Source organism: Serratia sp. CY44782 (assembly GCF_052168715.1).
GTDB classification, from domain to species: domain Bacteria; phylum Pseudomonadota; class Gammaproteobacteria; order Enterobacterales; family Enterobacteriaceae; genus Serratia; species Serratia nevei.
In genome coordinates this window covers 40,575-56,306 of the sequence record NZ_JBJNME010000004.1, presented here as the reverse complement: position 1 = coordinate 56,306, position 15,732 = coordinate 40,575, and the positions used below count along the sequence as shown (strand labels likewise).

Genomic DNA, 15,732 nt, shown 5'->3' with positions numbered 1-15,732 from the left:
GGGCCACGCCCGCTGACAGGGAATGACATGCAAACCCAATTTTTTCATGTGACCGTCGAGCAATGCGCTAGCCAACAGACGGCGCCCGACAACCTGGTGAGGATCATCGCTTCCGGCCAGACGTTCTTTTTTTACCGTGACGATTTCAGCGACAGCGAAAATTTGCTGGCCAGGCTCGCCGCCGGCGATCGGGTGAAGATCGGCGCCCACCGCCTGCAAGACGGCAGCTATTGGCTGCACTGGCTGCTGCACGGCACTAAAGGCCGGCTGGAGCCAGACAGAACGCTGAAATACAAGCTGAAATACTTCGCCCTGCTGCTGCTGGGCGCGGCGCTCACCGGCGGTTTCCCGGCGGCCTTTTTCATCATGGACCGGGAAGATTCCTGGCTGACTATTGTCCTGTTCTTTATCGCCATCATCGCCGGCCTTATCGGCATCGGCCTGGTGCTGTTCGTCGGTTCGGAGCTCCTGTTGATCGCGCACCGCGGCCGCAGGCGCCTGCTCAGGGCGCTGGATCGCGTGCTGCTGGGGCAAGACGTCACGCCGCCCGGCTCGCTCAGCCTGAAAATCCCCGGCATCAGATACCGGGCCGTCCGTGCAGACGCAACGTCAGTGCCCACATCGCAACAAACCGAGTTTCCCCTCCCTGACGGCGTCGAGGCCTCCGGCATCGAGACGGTCAACGCCCTGAGCTACGAACTCTGCCACTATGAGATCCCGCGGCAGGTGCAGTATTTGGACACTTATGCGTGGCGCCAGAAGGAGACGCACTTCGCGTTGACGACCCGCGCGCTCAACGTCCCCAATACCAAACTGCATCCGGTATTTCGTCGGCAACATCCGCTTTTCATCGCCAAAGGCGATCCGCTGCAGGTGTTGTATTGCGAGAACGACACCGTCCCCGAGTTGCCTACGGTGCGTGGGATCATCAACCATCGCGATCGCCAGACCTATCTCATCGGCGGCAGCCGCTACTTCACCGAAGCCGGCCTAAACCTGAGCGCGCGCGTCGTCTTCATCCTCGGCGCGATCATGATGTGTTTGATGCTCGGCCTGATCGTGTGGGATAACGCCGATACCCCAGCGGGCGTTTACCTGGATGCCTGGACCCTGAAGCGCCTCGGCAGTGAATTGCCGCCGATTCTGCTGCTGATGATGCTGATGATCAGCGGCCTGGCGCTGCTGATCGAGGGCTTCGCCCAGATCTGCCGCCTCTACGCTTTTGAGCAGCACCGCACGTTTAAGACGTTCAAATACCTGCGCAATCTGCGCCGCAGGCTATGGCGGCAAGAGCAGGTGACGGAGCTGAAATGATGACGTTAGCGCTTTATAAAAGACCCCTTATTATCCTGACGCTGTTTTTGGCCAGCGCGCTGGGCGTCTATTTTCTCGCCCCTGAACAACGCTATGCACAGTGGCAATGGACTCAGAGCGACGAGGCCTTGCCGACGATAGCCCGTTACGATCTCATCCACAGCTACCCGGCGCAGGACGGCGCTCTGCTGCTCATCAGCAAAAGGAGTGAACGCGGGGCCTACAATAGCTTTTACGGCTGGGCGGCCAACTACCTCAGCCAGGTGTTATTCACCGGCCCTAAGGGGCTGCAGATGCTGGGGCAACTCGACGAGTTGATCTACGATGCGGTTTGCGTCGAGCAGGAGTGCGTGCTTTTTCTGTCCAAGGGGCGCAGGCTGGTCGATGTGCAACGGGGAACCATCGGGCCACTGATCCCCTGGCCCGAGGGCGACGATAGCCTGCCTTCCTTTATCGGCGGCAAACTGGTGGCGCTGCCGGGGAAACGCGCGCTGTATTTCATCAGCACCGAAGGCGTATTCTACAGCCCGGACTTTGGCGCCCATTGGCGGCAAACGCTGGATCTGCCGGCACAGCTGGAAGCGCGGCAGCTGCTGGGCTTTGAGCGCGGCGAGGAGGACTCACCGACGGCTAACGCCTCCGGTAAGCGCAAATCCATGCCCGAGATCTTTACCGCCGTTGATGGCGAACGCGTGCTGTTCTGGATGAACCCGGTGCTCGGCTCCGGCGCCTTGCACATTGCCGTTAACGGCAAAACCGGCGAGGTGGCCGAACTGCATTGGCTAACGGTGCGCGTGAAGGAAAGCGCCCAGGCCCCGGATGGCGGCATCTACCTGATCGCGCAAACGCTGGACAGGGGGCTGTATCAGCTCCTGCGTTATCAATCCGACGGGCAACTGACGGTGCTGTTGGAAAACGGCGATAAATCGCTGTATCAGCTGTGGGCGGGCAACGACAAGCTGGTCGCCCAAACGGATAACGGCGATGCGCGCCTTTCGCTGATTTTCGATCTGCGCTCATCCGACGTGCGCTACCGGCAGCCGTTGGAGTACCGCTACAACGGGCGCGACGACGCACGTCAGACCGTGATCGAACCGGAAAGCCACTATGGCGATGACGGGGAGACCCCGCCACTGCCCTACTTCGTCCGCTATCGTTCCACCACGCCGTGAACATAAGGAACTTGCCATGCTGTTAGGTTATGGCGCCGGCGCCGCAGGATTGCTGGCGCTGTTGTTGGCCCTGCTGCTCACCGGTATCCTGCTCACCTGGTGGGGCTGGCGCTACGCTTCTGCCCGCTGCGGCCGCCCGCGACCGCCGCTCTCCTGGGGCGGCTATCTGCTGGCCTCGGCGCTGGCGGTCTACCCGGTGGCGTGCGCGCTGATGCTGATCGGCATGGCCATCCAGGACATCAAGAGCCAGCGGGCGGAAGAACGCTGGAATCAACGCAGCTACCTGACGCTCGACGAGGCAAAACCGTTTGGTGAAATCACGCTGCCGAAGGGAAGCTGGGTAAATCGCCAGGAGCCACGCCTGCCCGGCACCGAAGACAGCCCTATCACGATGGACGGCGTGACCGCCGTGCGTTTTCCTCAGCCACAGAGCGTGGCCGGCGTGCCGATCATCGCCTTTGAGGTTTTACCGCCGGTGATGGAGCTGGCGAGCGCGCGCACCTTTACCCGCCCGAGCGGCCAAAGGGTGCGCTGCGAAGCCGGTTGGCTGGTCACCTTCTTGTTGCCGCCGGATCGGCCGGCTCCGCAATGGGAGGAGTGGCAGGCCGGGCTGCCTGCGGCAGCGTTTCGGCCCAGCAGTTGGGCCTTTAGGGAGTGCTTCTCCGGCAGCCCGATCGCCGTACTGACCTTGCACAACGGCGAAGTCAGGGTGCTGCCTTAAGCCTTACGCCGTGGCGTTGGGCAAGCGCACGGTCACGCGGTTATTGGCCGTGGGCAGCTGCAGCGGCGCTTCCTGCCAGCTCACCGCGATAACCAAGACCGGCGGCGCCGCTACGCGCGGCGCACGCCCGTCGGGCCCCACGCCGTAGGCATCCCATTCAATCACGAACACGCCGCCGTCTTGCGGCTCGACCCGCTCGACGAAAAAAGTGGTGTCCGAACCGCGCCCGCCCGCCGGTTTGTGCGCGTGAGAGAGCAGGCTGAACCACTCGCCGGCGAAGTACAGATGGTACAGACCATCGACAATATGCTCGCCGTGGAACTGGCAGCCGCCGACGCTCAAGCCGTCACCCGCCGGGGATTCCGCCACGCGTTCGAGATCGCGCACAAAACGATCCGTCGGCCGGTTATCCAGCAACAGCTCATAAGGGGGCGCGTGCAGCAACGCGGCCGGATCGTCCGCCTGGCGCAGATCCGCCGGCAACATCGAGCGCGCCGCCAGCGCCCGCCCACTGGGTAAGGCGATCGCCAGACGATCCGCCGGATCCTCAGTCCACTGAGGCACCCACAGACCGCGCAGCTGACGCAGCGGCGTAGCCTCCGCCTGCCGACACCTCGCCCGCAGCCTTGCCAGCGCATCAGCGGAACCGGCGGCCAACGCGTCCTGCTCCCGATCGGTCAATGCAGGCAGCGCGTACATCACTCGGGCGGCAGGTTCGTACACCGCCAACCCCTCACCCTCGCGGCTGCGGGTCGGGATCAGGCGCAGCTTGCCGCCGTCCACGTCCTGCGGCGCGGCACAGGCGCTATGCACAATCGCCCCGTCACGCAGCAGCAGCGTCCAAAAATTGGGGCCGCCCATGCCCAGCTCCCCCACGCCGCCAATCTGCCGATCGCTGTCGCCGGCGTGCGCCATCTCAATCGGCTGCGAGCGCCAGTCGGTCTTGCGCCATTCTGCCGCCTCTGCGGGGTCTTGCGCGCTTTTAGCGGCGTACTTCGCCCATTGCAGCACGGCAAACAGCGCGATGCACAGCACGCCGAAAACCGGGTGATCCTGCCAAATCAACAACCAACCGACGATCAAAAGGGCCCAGGCGGCCATGGCGATATCCTTTTCCACGAGAAAACCGCCTGATTCTAGCGCAGGAAACGCAAGGGGTTGAAGCCTATGCCATGGATAATTAGCCATTCAATAGAAAGGTAATAATTTCAGCGTTATTTCTGTGACTACAGAGATCACATAAATAACGCTTCACAGAGTAATTTCAACATAAAAAGATAACCCTCTGTATATCAATGCAATATTCGAAACCCTATTAAAACCCAAACGATAAAAGGGGAAAAAAATCGCAATAATTTGTGTATATTCTAAACATTGACTATGTTTAGACATACTATTTATATGCAGGTAAAACGCCGAATAAAAAAGAGAAAGGCGTTTAGGAAGTTAAATCAACCCCGTTATCCGCGAGGGTGAAAAACCATTTTATAGCAATATTCCGAGGGAATTTTATTTCCACGGAACGGGTAACCTTGCGTTTTATCAAGCCAATAGGCTACACACCGCAATTAATATCATTATTAGCATTCCGGAGAGCGACAATGAAAATCGTTACAGGCATTATCCTTACCTCTGTAGCCGCCTTCAGCGGCGCGGCTTACGCGGCCGATGCGCAGCCTACCACCGGCAGCGCGGCGGTGACGCTGGAACACGTGCACGCCGTGATGGAAAACGGCAGCCCGGCGCCACAGCACGACGCCGCCTGCAAAAAAGAACTTTCCATGCCGGAATCGAAATATATGGGCATGAAGGTTAAAACCGATTACACCATCAACAGCAGCACCATGATGATGTCGGCCAAATCGATGTTCCCATCGCCGGATTCCATGAAACCCATGGAGCTGACGGTCGATCTCTCCGCGTTGGGCCTGGCGGATGTGTATGCCTTCGGCGCCTTTAAACCGGCCGCGTTGCCGCAGGCCTATATTTATTTCACCATCGACAAGGATTTTAAAAATCCGGTCAGCACCTTTATGATCATCAACCAAGGCAAGCAATATAACTGCGTAATCTCCAGCTCGAATAAAATGATGAGCAAAGAGATGCGTGGCAAGATGATGATGAAAAAACAGTAGCGGAATGAAAAGCGGCGCTCCCCTTAACAGGAAGCGCCGCCAGAAAACGCGTTAAATCAGACCCGGATTGTATTTCTGGTTGAATTTCTCTTCCGACTGGAACAGATAAATAATGCCTTCGATAAAGCCGACAATCGCCGGGATCCCCGTCCAGCAGAACAGCAGGTAGAACAGCCCCCACCACTTCATCCCCAGGTAAAACTTGTGAATGCCCAACCCACCCAGGAAGATGGCCAGCAGGGCCGCCGCGAGCTTGTCTTTTCTGCTCATAGTGCACTTCTCCTTACTTCTCACCGAACCACCGGCATGTCCAAAAACGGATGCCGCTCCCCAGAGCGCCGCATCGCAATGCTTGAGGAGAAAACATTCATCCATCAAGACTCAACAGGGGTAATTATAACAGCAGATGATTAAACGGTTGTTTAACCGGCGAAAAGGTAAGCAAAGGGAATCTGAAGGAGAGGTGGTGCCGATAATAGGAGTCGAACCTACGACCTTCGCATTACGAATGCGCTGCTCTACCAACTGAGCTATATCGGCATCGAGCCGGGCCTGCGGGGCAAGCCGGAAGTGCGTTGAACAAGGTAGACCTGTGCACGAAATGAGTCAATAGCCGCCGGGGCGTTTGGTTGTTTTGCAAGCAGCTATACTGCCGCGCGTTGGCCCTTCCAAAAAAACAGGGCGCAGCCTGCTGCGCCCTGACGTCTTTACTACCGCAATGCGGCCTTAGCTGCGCACCAGATCGTCGCCGTAGCCGATCCACTTGTAGGTGGTCAGCGCGTCCAGGCCCATCGGGCCGCGGGCGTGCAGTTTCTGGGTGCTTACCGCCACTTCCGCGCCCAGGCCGAACTGGCCGCCGTCGGTGAAGCGGGTGCTGGCGTTGACGTACACCGCCGAGGAGTCCACCGCGCGCACGAAGTGCTCGGCGCTGCTCAGCGAACGGGTGAGGATCGCGTCGGAGTGGTTGGTGCCGTGGGTGCGGATGTGGTCGATGGCCTGATCGATATCGTCCACCAGCAGCACGTTCAGATCCAGCGACAGCCATTCGTCGTCGTAATCTTCCGCGTTCACCGGCACCACCGTCGCCGGGCCGCCCTGCAGCAGCGGCAGCGCGTTTTCCGCCGCGTGCAGCGTCACGCCCACTGCCGCCATTTTGGCGCTCAGCGCCGGCAGGAACTCGGTGGCAATGCTGCGGTTCACCAGCAGCGTCTCCAGCGAGTTACAGGCGCTCGGGCGCTGGATCTTGGCGTTTTCAATCACCGTCAGCGCCTTGTCGAAATCGACGTCGGCATCCACGTAGGTGTGGCACACGCCGATGCCGCCGGTGATCACCGGGATGGTCGATTGCTCGCGGCACAGCTTGTGCAGGCCGGCGCCGCCGCGCGGGATCAGCATGTCGACATAGCGATCCAGGCGCAGCAGTTCGTTCACCAGCGCACGATCCGGACTGTCGATCGCCTGCACCGCCGCCGCCGGCAGGCCGCACTGTTCCAGCGCCTGCTGGATCACTTTCACCGTTGCCTGGTTGGTATTGTGCGTCTCTTTACCGCCGCGCAGGATCACCGCGTTGCCGGTTTTCAGGCACAGGCTGGCGACGTCGATGGTGACGTTCGGCCGCGCCTCGTAAATCACGCCGATCACGCCGAGCGGCACCCGGCGGCGCTCCAGCTTCAGCCCGCTGTCCAGCAGGTTGCCGTCCAGCACGTGGCCGACCGGATCGTTCAGGCGGCACACCTGGCGCACGTCGTTAGCGATCGCCGCCAGCCGCGCCGGGGTCAACAGCAGGCGATCGAGCAGCGCTTCGCTCATGCCGGTGGCGCGCGCTTGCGCCATGTCTTGTTCGTTCGCCAGCAGGATCGCTTCGCTGTTGGCTTCCAGCCTATCGGCCATCACCGACAGCACCTGATTCTTCTTCGCCGTGCTCAGCACCGCCAGCTGCCAGGAAGCCTGCTTGGCGGCCTTCCCCATCTGCTCCAGCATGCTCACTCCTTAACTGACAATCATATCGTCGCGGTGCACTGCCACCGGACCGTATTCATAACCGAGGATTTCAGTGATTTCCTGCGAGTGGTGCCCGGCGATCATGCGCATTGCGTCACTGTTGTAGCGGCTGACGCCATGCGCCAGATCGCGCCCCGCCAGGTTGCGGATGCGGATCACTTCGCCGCGCGAGAAGTCGCCCTTCACTTCGCGAATGCCCTTCGGCAGCAGCGAGCTGCCGCGCGCCATCATCGCTTCCACCGCGCCGTCGTCGACGGTGATCTCACCGGCCGGCGGCGCGCCAAAGATCCAGCGCTTGCGGTTTTCCAGCGGGGTTTCCAGCGCGTGGAAACGGGTGCCCACCGGTTTGCCTTCGATCACGTCCGCCACCACGCCCGGCTTGCTGCCCGCGGCGATCACCACGTCGATGCCGGCGCGGCAGGCCACGTCGGCCGCCTGCAGCTTGGTGCCCATGCCGCCCGTGCCCAGGCCGGAGACGCTGTCGCCGGCGATGGCGCGCAGCGCGTCGTCGATGCCGTGCACTTCACGGATCAGTTCGGCCTGCGGGTTGTTGCGCGGATCGGCGGTGTAGAGGCCCTGCTGATCGGTCAGCAGCAGCAGTTTGTCGGCCCCGGCCAGAATGGCCGCCAGCGCCGACAGGTTATCGTTGTCGCCCACCTTGATTTCGGCGGTGGCGACGGCGTCGTTCTCATTGATTACCGGCACGATGCGGTTGTCCAGCAGCGCCGTCATGGTGTCGCGCGCGTTGAGGAAGCGCTCGCGGTCTTCCAGATCGGCGCGAGTCAGCAGCATCTGCCCGACGTGGATGCCGTAAATGGAGAACAGCTGTTCCCACAGCTGGATCAGCCGGCTCTGCCCCACCGCTGCCAGCAGCTGCTTGGAAGCGATAGTGGCGGGCAGTTCGGGGTAGCCCAGGTGTTCGCGCCCGGCGGCGATGGCGCCGGAGGTGACGATGACGATGCGGTGGCCCGCGGCGTGTTGCTGCGCGCACTGGCGCACCAATTCGACGATGTGGGCGCGGTTCAGACGCAGCGATCCGCCGGTCAACACGCTGGTGCCCAATTTCACAACCAATGTCTGGCTGCCGTTCATAGTATTTCTGCCGTGTGTAATGATGAGAAGAAGAGTGCAAAGGTCTTTGTAACAGGAGAGACGCGTTATGCCAACAGGCACAACGCGAAATCAGCACAATACGTGGTCAAACGGGGTCAGGCGGAGAGTTTGATCAGTTTTTCTTTGAAATCGTCGGCGGGTTCCAGCCCCAGTTCCATGGTCGCCAGCAGCTCGCCCAGGCGGCGATGGAAGTCACGCAGGGTGTCTTCCAGCTTGGCGCTCACTTCATCATCCTTAATGTTTTGCGCCGTCCAGTCGCCTTCCTTGTCGAACAGGCCGAATTGGTACGAATAGGTGAAGCGCGCCTCTTCCGCCTGCAGCTCCATCCACCAGCCCCAGAACTCGCGTTTCTCCGGAGCGGGCTTTACATTGACGCAGACGGCCAAACAATCAAAGAAAAAACGGTCGTTTTCACATTGCCCTTCACGCAGGTACGGCCCCAAGCTGGCAAAACGTTTCATTAGTCGGCTTTTAGGGTGACCACTCGGTAACGTCATTCTCTAACCTCCTCAATGTAGACCACTCTTTTTAACAAACTGTTAAAATTTAGCAACTAATTAACGCATTTTGTCCTTCAGCCAGCCGGACATCTGCAGCAGCGCCCGATGGAAGCTGTCGTAAACCGGGGTGCGCGGGATGGCGACCAGCTTGCCGCTCACCGAAGAGGTGACGATCAGCTGCGACTCTTCTTTCGGGCTGAGCGTATCGCGCTCCCAGTAGCCGGAGATCATCGGCGTCGGGCAGCGGCGCCCCAGCAGCCCCTGCATTTTCAGCGAGTAGCTGTTCAGTTCCACCTTCAGCACGTTGTCCGAGGCGTTAGCCATGCCCATGCGACTGGCCAGCACGTCCATATACATGTCCGGCACGTTCAACTGGGTGCTGCTGTCACACAGCAGGCGATGCACCACTGGCCCCAGGCAGGCCACGCCGCGCAGCCGCTGCGGCTCCAGGTAGGCCAGCCGCACCGCCACGTTGGCGCCAAAGCGGAAGCCAAAGGCGCTCACCCGCTGATGGTCCACCCACGGCACCGAGGCCAGCTGGATCAGCACCTGTTGGTGCAGGTAGCTGGAGTCCTGCGTCAGCTTCCATTTGCAGGAGGAGCCGATCGACGGCATGTCGAGCGTCAGCATGGCGATGCCGTGCGGCGCCAGGTAATCGCGGAACAGGCGGTGGTAGTCGGTCTGCAGCGTGTCGAGGCTGCCGCACATCAGCACCGTCGGGAACGGCGCTTCGCCCTTCTCCGGCATGTGCAGGAAACCGGTGACGCTGCCGCCGCCCTCGATGCGAAACTCCAGCTCTTTCAACTGATACGGCAGCAGCAGCGCTGCCTCTTCGTAAGCGCGGTTGGCGAGCATCTCCGCCTGTTCGGCCAGCTCGTCGCCCTTCAGGTGCGGGTAACCGGCGATGCTGTACAGGCTCGCGGCCTTCAGCCAGTATTCGCCGCCGAGCAGCGGATCCTGCTGCTCCGTCGCCCGCTGCTGCCACTGCATGCCCTGATGGATCCACTCGTAGATCCAGTTGCCGTTGCGGTAGCCCACCACGGTATCCAGCCGCTGCGGATTGCTGCGCTCGGCGTCCGAGGCGGCGATGCGCGCCAGCACTTCGTGGATTTCGATCGGGCTGACGCCGCGCCAGGCCCACAGCAGCGGATTCAGCATGCGGTACCAGCTGCCGGTGGTGTCGCCTTCCAACGCGGAATGCATGGCGGCGCTCACTTTGTTGCGCGCGCGCAGCACCAGCGTCGAGGTTTCAGGGTGTTTGAATTTAGGCTTGAAAAGAATTTCAGAAAGGTTGGCCTGTGCCATGGTAACAACAGCCTCCGTAAATCTGGCGATAGGCCGCAAAAGGCCTACTTAACTGGAGGTAGTGTACCTAACTCTGGCGGGATAAACCAAGATAACGCAAACGCCCGGCATAACCGGGCGTTGACTTAGAACTGGCTGGGCTTAGCGGCCGCCGATAGGGGGAACGAAGCTGACGCCCATGTCCCACGGCTGTTCGATCCAGGTATCCTGCGGGATGTCGACCTCGTAGTCGTCCACCAGCGGACGGCCCGCCGGTTTGGCGAAGATGGTGACGAAATGCGCTTTCGGGTACATGTCGCGGATCGCTTTCGCGGTGCCCCCGGTATCCACCAGATCGTCCACGACGATGAAGCCTTCACCGTCGCCTTCGGCGCGCTTGAGCACTTTCATTTCGCGTTGGTTGTCATGGTCATAGCTGGAAATGCAGACGGTATCCACATAGCGGATGCCCAGTTCGCGCGCCAGCAGGCCCGCCGGTACCAGACCGCCGCGGCTTACGGCAATGATGCCTGTCCATTTGTCGGCAGGCAGCAGGCGATGCGCCAGCTTGCGTGCGTGCATTTGCAGCATATCCCAGGTAACAACGTATTTTTCGCTCATAGAATCGTGTCCCAGCCGGCGGTGAAGCGGCTTATTTTATAGTTCAGGGGAAAAAAGGTTGCGCGAGATTATAGAGACTGGCCGCATTGAATTCCAGCTGTACCGAGGAAAACCTCGCGATTTCCGCCGCGCGGCTTTCCGGTGATTGATGCTGAAAAAACGAACGTTCCCGCAGCGAAGCCGTGTGATCAAGCGCTTAAACCGCACAATACGGGGCGCGCACCGCCGGAAATAAAGTGATATTCTCTGATGATCGTGCCACGACGCACAGATGCCCACTCACCTTAACCGCGCGGCACGCCCGTCCTGTCGGAGCCTGCCGTCACAGGAGACTTATAGTGTCTGAATTGTCTCAGCTTTCGCCACAGCCGCTGTGGGATATTTTCGCCAAGATCTGTTCTATCCCGCACCCTTCTTATCATGAAGAAGCGCTGGCGCAGCACATCCTCACCTGGGCCAAAGAAAAGAACCTGCACGCCGAGCGCGATCGGGTCGGCAATATCCTGCTGCGCAAGCCGGCCACCAAAGGCATGGAAAACCGCAAGCCGGTCGCGCTGCAGGCGCATTTGGACATGGTGCCGCAAAAGAATAACGATACCGTGCACGACTTTGCCAAGGATCCGATCCAGCCTTATATCGCCGGCGAGTGGGTGAAAGCGCGCGGCACCACGCTGGGCGCCGACAACGGCATCGGCATGGCCTCCGCCCTGGCGGTGCTGGCCGACGACAGCGTTGAGCACGGCCCGCTGGAAGTGCTGCTGACCATGACCGAAGAAGCGGGCATGGACGGCGCCTTCGGGCTGCAGCCGAACTGGCTGCAGGCGGACATCCTGATCAATACCGATTCCGAAGAGGAAGGCGAAATCTATATGGGTTGCGCCGGCGGTATCGACTTCATCACTACCCTGCCGCTGCAGCGCGAAGCGGTACCGGCCGGTTACCAAACCCTGAAGCTGACGCTCAAGGGCCTGAAAGGCGGCCACTCCGGCGCCGAGATCCACGTCGGGCTGGGCAACGCCAACAAGCTGCTGGCGCGCTTCCTGTTCGCCCATGCGGCGGCGCTGAACCTGCGCGTGCTGGATCTGAACGGCGGCACCCTGCGCAACGCCATCCCGCGTGAAGCCTCCGCGGTGGTTGCGGTGCCGGCGGACAAGGCCGACGCGCTGAAAGTCCTGAGCCAGGAGTTCCTGGCGGTGCTGCAGAACGAACTCTCCGTCAAAGAGAAGAACATCACCGTGCTGCTGGAGCCGACCACCAGCGCTTCGCAGGCGCTGAGCGCCGACAGCCAGCAGCGTTTCCTGGCGCTGCTGAACGGCACGCCGAACGGCGTGATCCGCATGAGCGACGCGGTAAAAGGCGTGGTGGAAACCTCGCTGAACGTCGGGGTGGTCACCACCAGCGAAAACGAAGCGGAAATCATCTGCCTGATCCGCTCCCTGATCGACAGCGGCAAAGACTACGTGGTCGAGATGCTGACCGCGCTGGGCCAGCTGGCCGGCGCCAAGGTGGCGCCGAAGGGCGGCTACCCGGGCTGGCAGCCGGACGCCGACTCGCCGGTGATGCACCTGGTGCGCGAACTGTATCAGGACCTGTTCGACAAGACGCCGAACATCATGGTGATCCACGCCGGTCTGGAATGCGGTCTGTTCAAAAAGCCGTATCCAGACATGGACATGGTATCGATCGGGCCAACCATCACCGGCCCACACTCGCCGGATGAGCAGGTGCATATCGAAAGCGTCGGCCTGTACTGGAAGCTGCTGACTTCGCTGTTGAAAGCGATCCCTGAGCGCGCGTAAGCTGCGCGCTTAACGCAAAAAGCCGGCGACCGCCGGCTTTTTTATTCCCAAGGCAGCGCCAGCTGCCGCTCCAGCTGCGGATCGAGCAGCGTCACATGCAGCCCCACCAGCCGCACGCCGCGCCCTTCGCGCCGCTCGCGCCACGCCTGCCGCGCCACCTCCAGCAAATCCTGCCGGTTCAACACCGGGAACACGTGCTCCTGGGTGGTTTGCTGAAAATCCTGAAACTTCAGCTTCACGCCCTGCCGGGCGATGTGCAGATCCGGCTTCACCTTGCGCAGCCGCATTTCCAGCTCGGGATAGAGTTTGTCGATAATCAGCGTTTCGCAGTCTTCCCAGTCGTGAATGTCTTCCGCCAGCGTGCGTTCCACCCCCACCGATTTGCGCAGCCGCTCCGACGAGATTTCGCGCCGATCGATGCCCTGGCACCGCTCCCACAGCACCCGGCCGAACTTGCCGAAACGCTTGAGCAGCTGCGCCAAATCGTATTGCTGCACGTCGGCGCAGGTGATAAGCCCCACCTCTTCCAGCCGCTTGGCGGTCACCTTGCCGACGCCGGGGATCTTGCTGAGCGGCAGCTGTTGCAAAAACGCCGGCACCTGCGCCGGCGTGATCACGTATTGCCCGTTCGGCTTGTTCATCTCGGAGGCGATTTTGGCGAGAAACTTGATCGGCGCGACGCCAGCCGAGGCGGTGAGGTTCAGTTCGTCGGCGATCGCCTGGCGGATCTCCTGGGCGATCAGCGTCGCCGAGCCATTGCATTGCGGGCTGTCGGTCACGTCGAGATAGGCTTCATCGAGCGACAGCGGCTCGATCAGCGGGGTATAGCGGGCGAAGATTTCGCGGATGTGCAGCGAGGCCTCTTTGTAGGCCGCCATGCGCCCCGGCAACAGGGTGAGGTGCGGGCACAGCTTGAGCGCCATCGCCGTGGACATGGCGCTGTGTACGCCGTAGCGACGCGCCGGGTAGTTGGCGGTGCTGATCACCCCGCGGCGATCGGCGCTGCCGCCAATCGCCAGCGGGATATCGCGCAGGCTGGGATCGTCGCGCATTTCCACCGCCGCGAAGAAGCAGTCCATATCGACATGAATGATTTTACGCATCGCACCCCCCAGAAACACTGTATAAGTATACAGTCAGATACCGAAAGCTCAAGGCCGCAGGATTCGACGAAAGCACCGTTTCCGCCAGATATTTCCGCGTTGTTAAAAAAGCTTAATTTTTCAATAGTATGATTTCCGCCATCCCGTGCGGCTCACCACAACGATAACGACAAGGTACCCTACATGATCAGATTTTCTTATTTGCTGCTGGCTTCCGCGCTGTCGCTGAGCGCGCTGGCGGCCAGCGCTGCCGGTCACGCGCCGGCGATCGTCGCCCACCGCGGCGGCACCGCCGATGCGCCGGAAAACACCCGCATCGCCATCGAAACCGCGCTGAAAAACGGCGCCGACGCCATCTGGATCACCCTGCAAGAATCCAAAGACGGCGTCATCGTGCTGTATCGCCCTTCGGATCTGAAAGCGTTGACCAACCGGCAGGGCCCGGTCTCTGCCTATACCGCCGCGCAGCTGGCCGAGACCGACGCCGGCTGGGCCTTCGCCAGGGGAGATGCGCACCCGTTCCGCGGCCAGGGCATCGGCATTCCGCGGCTGGACGACGTGCTTAAAGCGTTTCCGCACGTCACCTTCTATCTGGACATCAAATCCCCGGACGCCGATCCGGCGCAGTTTGGCCAGGCGCTGCTGGCGACGCTGGAGAGCACCGACAGCCTGAACCGCATCCGCGTCTACTCCACCGACGCCAAATACCTGCAGGCGCTGCCGCCGGCCATCCCGCGCTTCGAAAGCCGCGACGAGACCCGCACGCTGCTGGCCAACGTCACCATGGCGCACCAGTGCGACGTCAAACCGGATAACCGGCAGCCGCGCTGGTACGGGCTGGAGCTGAAGCGCGAGGTGGAAGTGGTGGAGAAATATACCCTCGGCGAAGGGCGTTCGAAGGCGTTTCTGACCTGGGATAAAGAGTCGATGGACTGCTTCCGCTCGCAGGGCCCGGCGCACATCATCCTGTTCGGCGTCAACTCGCCACAGGAGTATCAGCAGGCGCTGGCGCTGGGCGCCGACGGCGTGATGGTCAACTCACCGGCCGAAGCGAAAAGCTTCCGCAAGGCGAAATAAATCATCGGCCAAGGGCATAAGGCGGTTCGACAAACCCACCTTATGCCCCCCGGCTTTCAACATCCGTTAGTGAGCAGGAACCACCTGGATGATGCCATTTTCATTGCGTACGCTAAACCCCGCCCCAAATAGCCGGGCAGCAGGCTCAATACCTTTACTTCGTTTATCCCGCGACAACAGCGTTACCGAAACCCCGTAAGACCTCCCGCCCTCGAATTTATAGTTATCGTCAGAAATGCACGTAGCCGCGGTGACCGCAGGCATCTCGTTATCCGCGAAATTCTTGCCGAAGATAGCGTTGGCGTTGCCGATTTCTTCGATAATGACGCCGGCCAACCGCTCGTCCCCTTCCGGTTGAACCCGCACGCAAACGTGGTTATCAACGACAGTGACGCTGGCCGCGTAGTTCTTTGGCCTCGGATCGTTCATGTGCATACAGCCGGCGAGCAGCAAAGTCAGCGTTCCAGCCAAAATAATGCGGTTCATCCTGTTACCTCTGCTTAAAAAACTGAGAAAGCGCATATTCGTATTTTCTGGCGATCGTTTTATCCGTTACACCCTGAAAATTCACGCCATTGTTAATCGCGCCTAGCCAGACTTTCATACGCCTTTCGACAAGGCCCAAATAAAAAACCCGGCCAAGGCCGGGTTTTCGCTATAGCTACAGAATGCGGTGCTTGTCCAACTGCTCGCGCCGCTGCGCCGCTTTGGCTTCGCGCTTTTTGCGCGCATCGCAAGGTTCCGGGCAGTCGCAGACTTTCTCCATCCCCAATGCGGTGATGCCGCCGCAGCTGCCCTGCAGGCTTTTGCGTTTGAACACGTAGCCCAGCGACATCCCGCCGACGATCAGCAGGAACAACACGAAGGTGGCGGCGAATACCGTCAGCATAGC

16 protein-coding genes and 1 tRNA gene are annotated in these 15,732 nt (G+C 60.7%); 6 read left to right on the top strand and 11 right to left on the bottom strand.

Features of this window, described 5'->3' with window-relative positions:
• Positions 1 to 27 precede the first annotated feature (27 nt).
• The 3 genes from ACJ8HT_RS08485 to ACJ8HT_RS08475 are packed head-to-tail and all read left to right on the top strand — an operon-like array spanning position 28 to position 3,207.
• The gene (locus tag ACJ8HT_RS08485; protein ID WP_197652322.1) at positions 28 to 1,314 is read left to right on the top strand and encodes a hypothetical protein; all 1,287 of its coding nucleotides are present in this window, start codon (positions 28 to 30) and stop codon (positions 1,312 to 1,314) included.
• Positions 1,311 to 2,486, top strand: coding sequence for a hypothetical protein (locus ACJ8HT_RS08480; protein WP_197652323.1), 1,176 nt, complete (start codon positions 1,311 to 1,313; stop codon positions 2,484 to 2,486). The genes ACJ8HT_RS08485 and ACJ8HT_RS08480 overlap by 4 nt, the downstream gene beginning before the upstream one ends.
• 16 nt (positions 2,487 to 2,502) lie before the next feature.
• Entirely contained in the window at positions 2,503 to 3,207 is a 705-nt protein-coding gene (locus tag ACJ8HT_RS08475; protein ID WP_130042510.1) for a hypothetical protein, read from the top strand.
• 3 nt (positions 3,208 to 3,210) lie between these two features.
• Here ACJ8HT_RS08475 and ACJ8HT_RS08470 read toward each other — a convergent pair whose 3' ends face one another.
• Positions 3,211 to 4,308: a hypothetical protein gene (locus ACJ8HT_RS08470; RefSeq protein WP_197652356.1), complete on the bottom strand. Its 1,098-nt coding sequence runs from the start codon at positions 4,306 to 4,308 to the stop codon at positions 3,211 to 3,213.
• A 500-nt stretch (positions 4,309 to 4,808) separates the two neighbouring features.
• Between ACJ8HT_RS08470 and ACJ8HT_RS08465 the strand changes: the two genes are divergently transcribed.
• Positions 4,809 to 5,342: a hypothetical protein gene (locus ACJ8HT_RS08465; RefSeq protein WP_060423146.1), complete on the top strand. Its 534-nt coding sequence runs from the start codon at positions 4,809 to 4,811 to the stop codon at positions 5,340 to 5,342.
• Positions 5,343 to 5,393: 51 nt separating this feature from the next.
• Here the strand turns inward: ACJ8HT_RS08465 and ACJ8HT_RS08460 are convergent, their stop codons facing one another.
• The 7 genes from ACJ8HT_RS08460 to gpt all read right to left on the bottom strand — a co-directional run bounded on the left by ACJ8HT_RS08460 (position 5,394) and on the right by gpt (position 10,861).
• Positions 5,394 to 5,612: a TM2 domain-containing protein gene (locus tag ACJ8HT_RS08460; RefSeq protein ID WP_015376761.1), complete on the bottom strand. Its 219-nt coding sequence runs from the start codon at positions 5,610 to 5,612 to the stop codon at positions 5,394 to 5,396.
• Positions 5,613 to 5,806: 194 nt separating this feature from the next.
• Positions 5,807 to 5,882: transfer RNA gene (locus tag ACJ8HT_RS08455), tRNA-Thr, on the bottom strand.
• A 186-nt stretch (positions 5,883 to 6,068) separates the two neighbouring features.
• Positions 6,069 to 7,322 carry a glutamate-5-semialdehyde dehydrogenase gene (gene proA, locus ACJ8HT_RS08450; protein WP_185741847.1) on the bottom strand — a complete coding sequence of 418 codons (1,254 nt, stop codon included), beginning with the start codon at positions 7,320 to 7,322 and terminating at the stop codon, positions 6,069 to 6,071.
• A gap of 9 nt (positions 7,323 to 7,331) precedes the next feature.
• Positions 7,332 to 8,435 (bottom strand): glutamate 5-kinase, encoded by a 1,104-nt coding sequence (gene proB, locus ACJ8HT_RS08445; protein WP_033634090.1) that lies wholly within the window; start codon positions 8,433 to 8,435, stop codon positions 7,332 to 7,334.
• Between the two features lie 116 nt (positions 8,436 to 8,551).
• Complete coding sequence (gene crl / locus ACJ8HT_RS08440) at positions 8,552 to 8,953, bottom strand: sigma factor-binding protein Crl (RefSeq protein ID WP_033641981.1); 402 nt, start codon at positions 8,951 to 8,953, stop codon at positions 8,552 to 8,554.
• A 60-nt stretch (positions 8,954 to 9,013) separates the two neighbouring features.
• Entirely contained in the window at positions 9,014 to 10,261 is a 1,248-nt protein-coding gene (frsA, locus tag ACJ8HT_RS08435; protein ID WP_033637216.1) for an esterase FrsA, read from the bottom strand.
• A 141-nt stretch (positions 10,262 to 10,402) separates the two neighbouring features.
• Positions 10,403 to 10,861 (bottom strand): xanthine phosphoribosyltransferase, encoded by a 459-nt coding sequence (gene gpt, locus ACJ8HT_RS08430; RefSeq protein ID WP_025301674.1) that lies wholly within the window; start codon positions 10,859 to 10,861, stop codon positions 10,403 to 10,405.
• A gap of 338 nt (positions 10,862 to 11,199) precedes the next feature.
• On the opposite strand from gpt, the gene pepD reads away from it, so the two are divergent.
• Positions 11,200 to 12,660 carry a beta-Ala-His dipeptidase gene (pepD, locus tag ACJ8HT_RS08425; protein WP_197652324.1) on the top strand — a complete coding sequence of 487 codons (1,461 nt, stop codon included), beginning with the start codon at positions 11,200 to 11,202 and terminating at the stop codon, positions 12,658 to 12,660.
• 41 nt (positions 12,661 to 12,701) lie between these two features.
• Here the strand turns inward: pepD and dinB are convergent, their stop codons facing one another.
• Positions 12,702 to 13,763, bottom strand: a complete 1,062-nt coding sequence (gene dinB / locus ACJ8HT_RS08420) for a DNA polymerase IV (RefSeq protein ID WP_033637213.1) — start codon at positions 13,761 to 13,763, stop codon at positions 12,702 to 12,704.
• Between the two features lie 183 nt (positions 13,764 to 13,946).
• On the opposite strand from dinB, the gene ACJ8HT_RS08415 reads away from it, so the two are divergent.
• Positions 13,947 to 14,840, top strand: coding sequence for a glycerophosphodiester phosphodiesterase family protein (locus ACJ8HT_RS08415; protein ID WP_060440626.1), 894 nt, complete (start codon positions 13,947 to 13,949; stop codon positions 14,838 to 14,840).
• A 66-nt stretch (positions 14,841 to 14,906) separates the two neighbouring features.
• Here the strand turns inward: ACJ8HT_RS08415 and ACJ8HT_RS08410 are convergent, their stop codons facing one another.
• Positions 14,907 to 15,326, bottom strand: a complete 420-nt coding sequence (locus ACJ8HT_RS08410) for a putative T6SS immunity periplasmic lipoprotein (protein WP_102984210.1) — start codon at positions 15,324 to 15,326, stop codon at positions 14,907 to 14,909.
• 175 nt (positions 15,327 to 15,501) lie between these two features.
• On the bottom strand, positions 15,502 to 15,729 hold the full coding sequence (gene nqrM, locus ACJ8HT_RS08405) for a (Na+)-NQR maturation NqrM (RefSeq protein ID WP_004930244.1): 228 nt from the start codon (positions 15,727 to 15,729) through the stop codon (positions 15,502 to 15,504).
• Positions 15,730 to 15,732 lie beyond the last annotated feature (3 nt).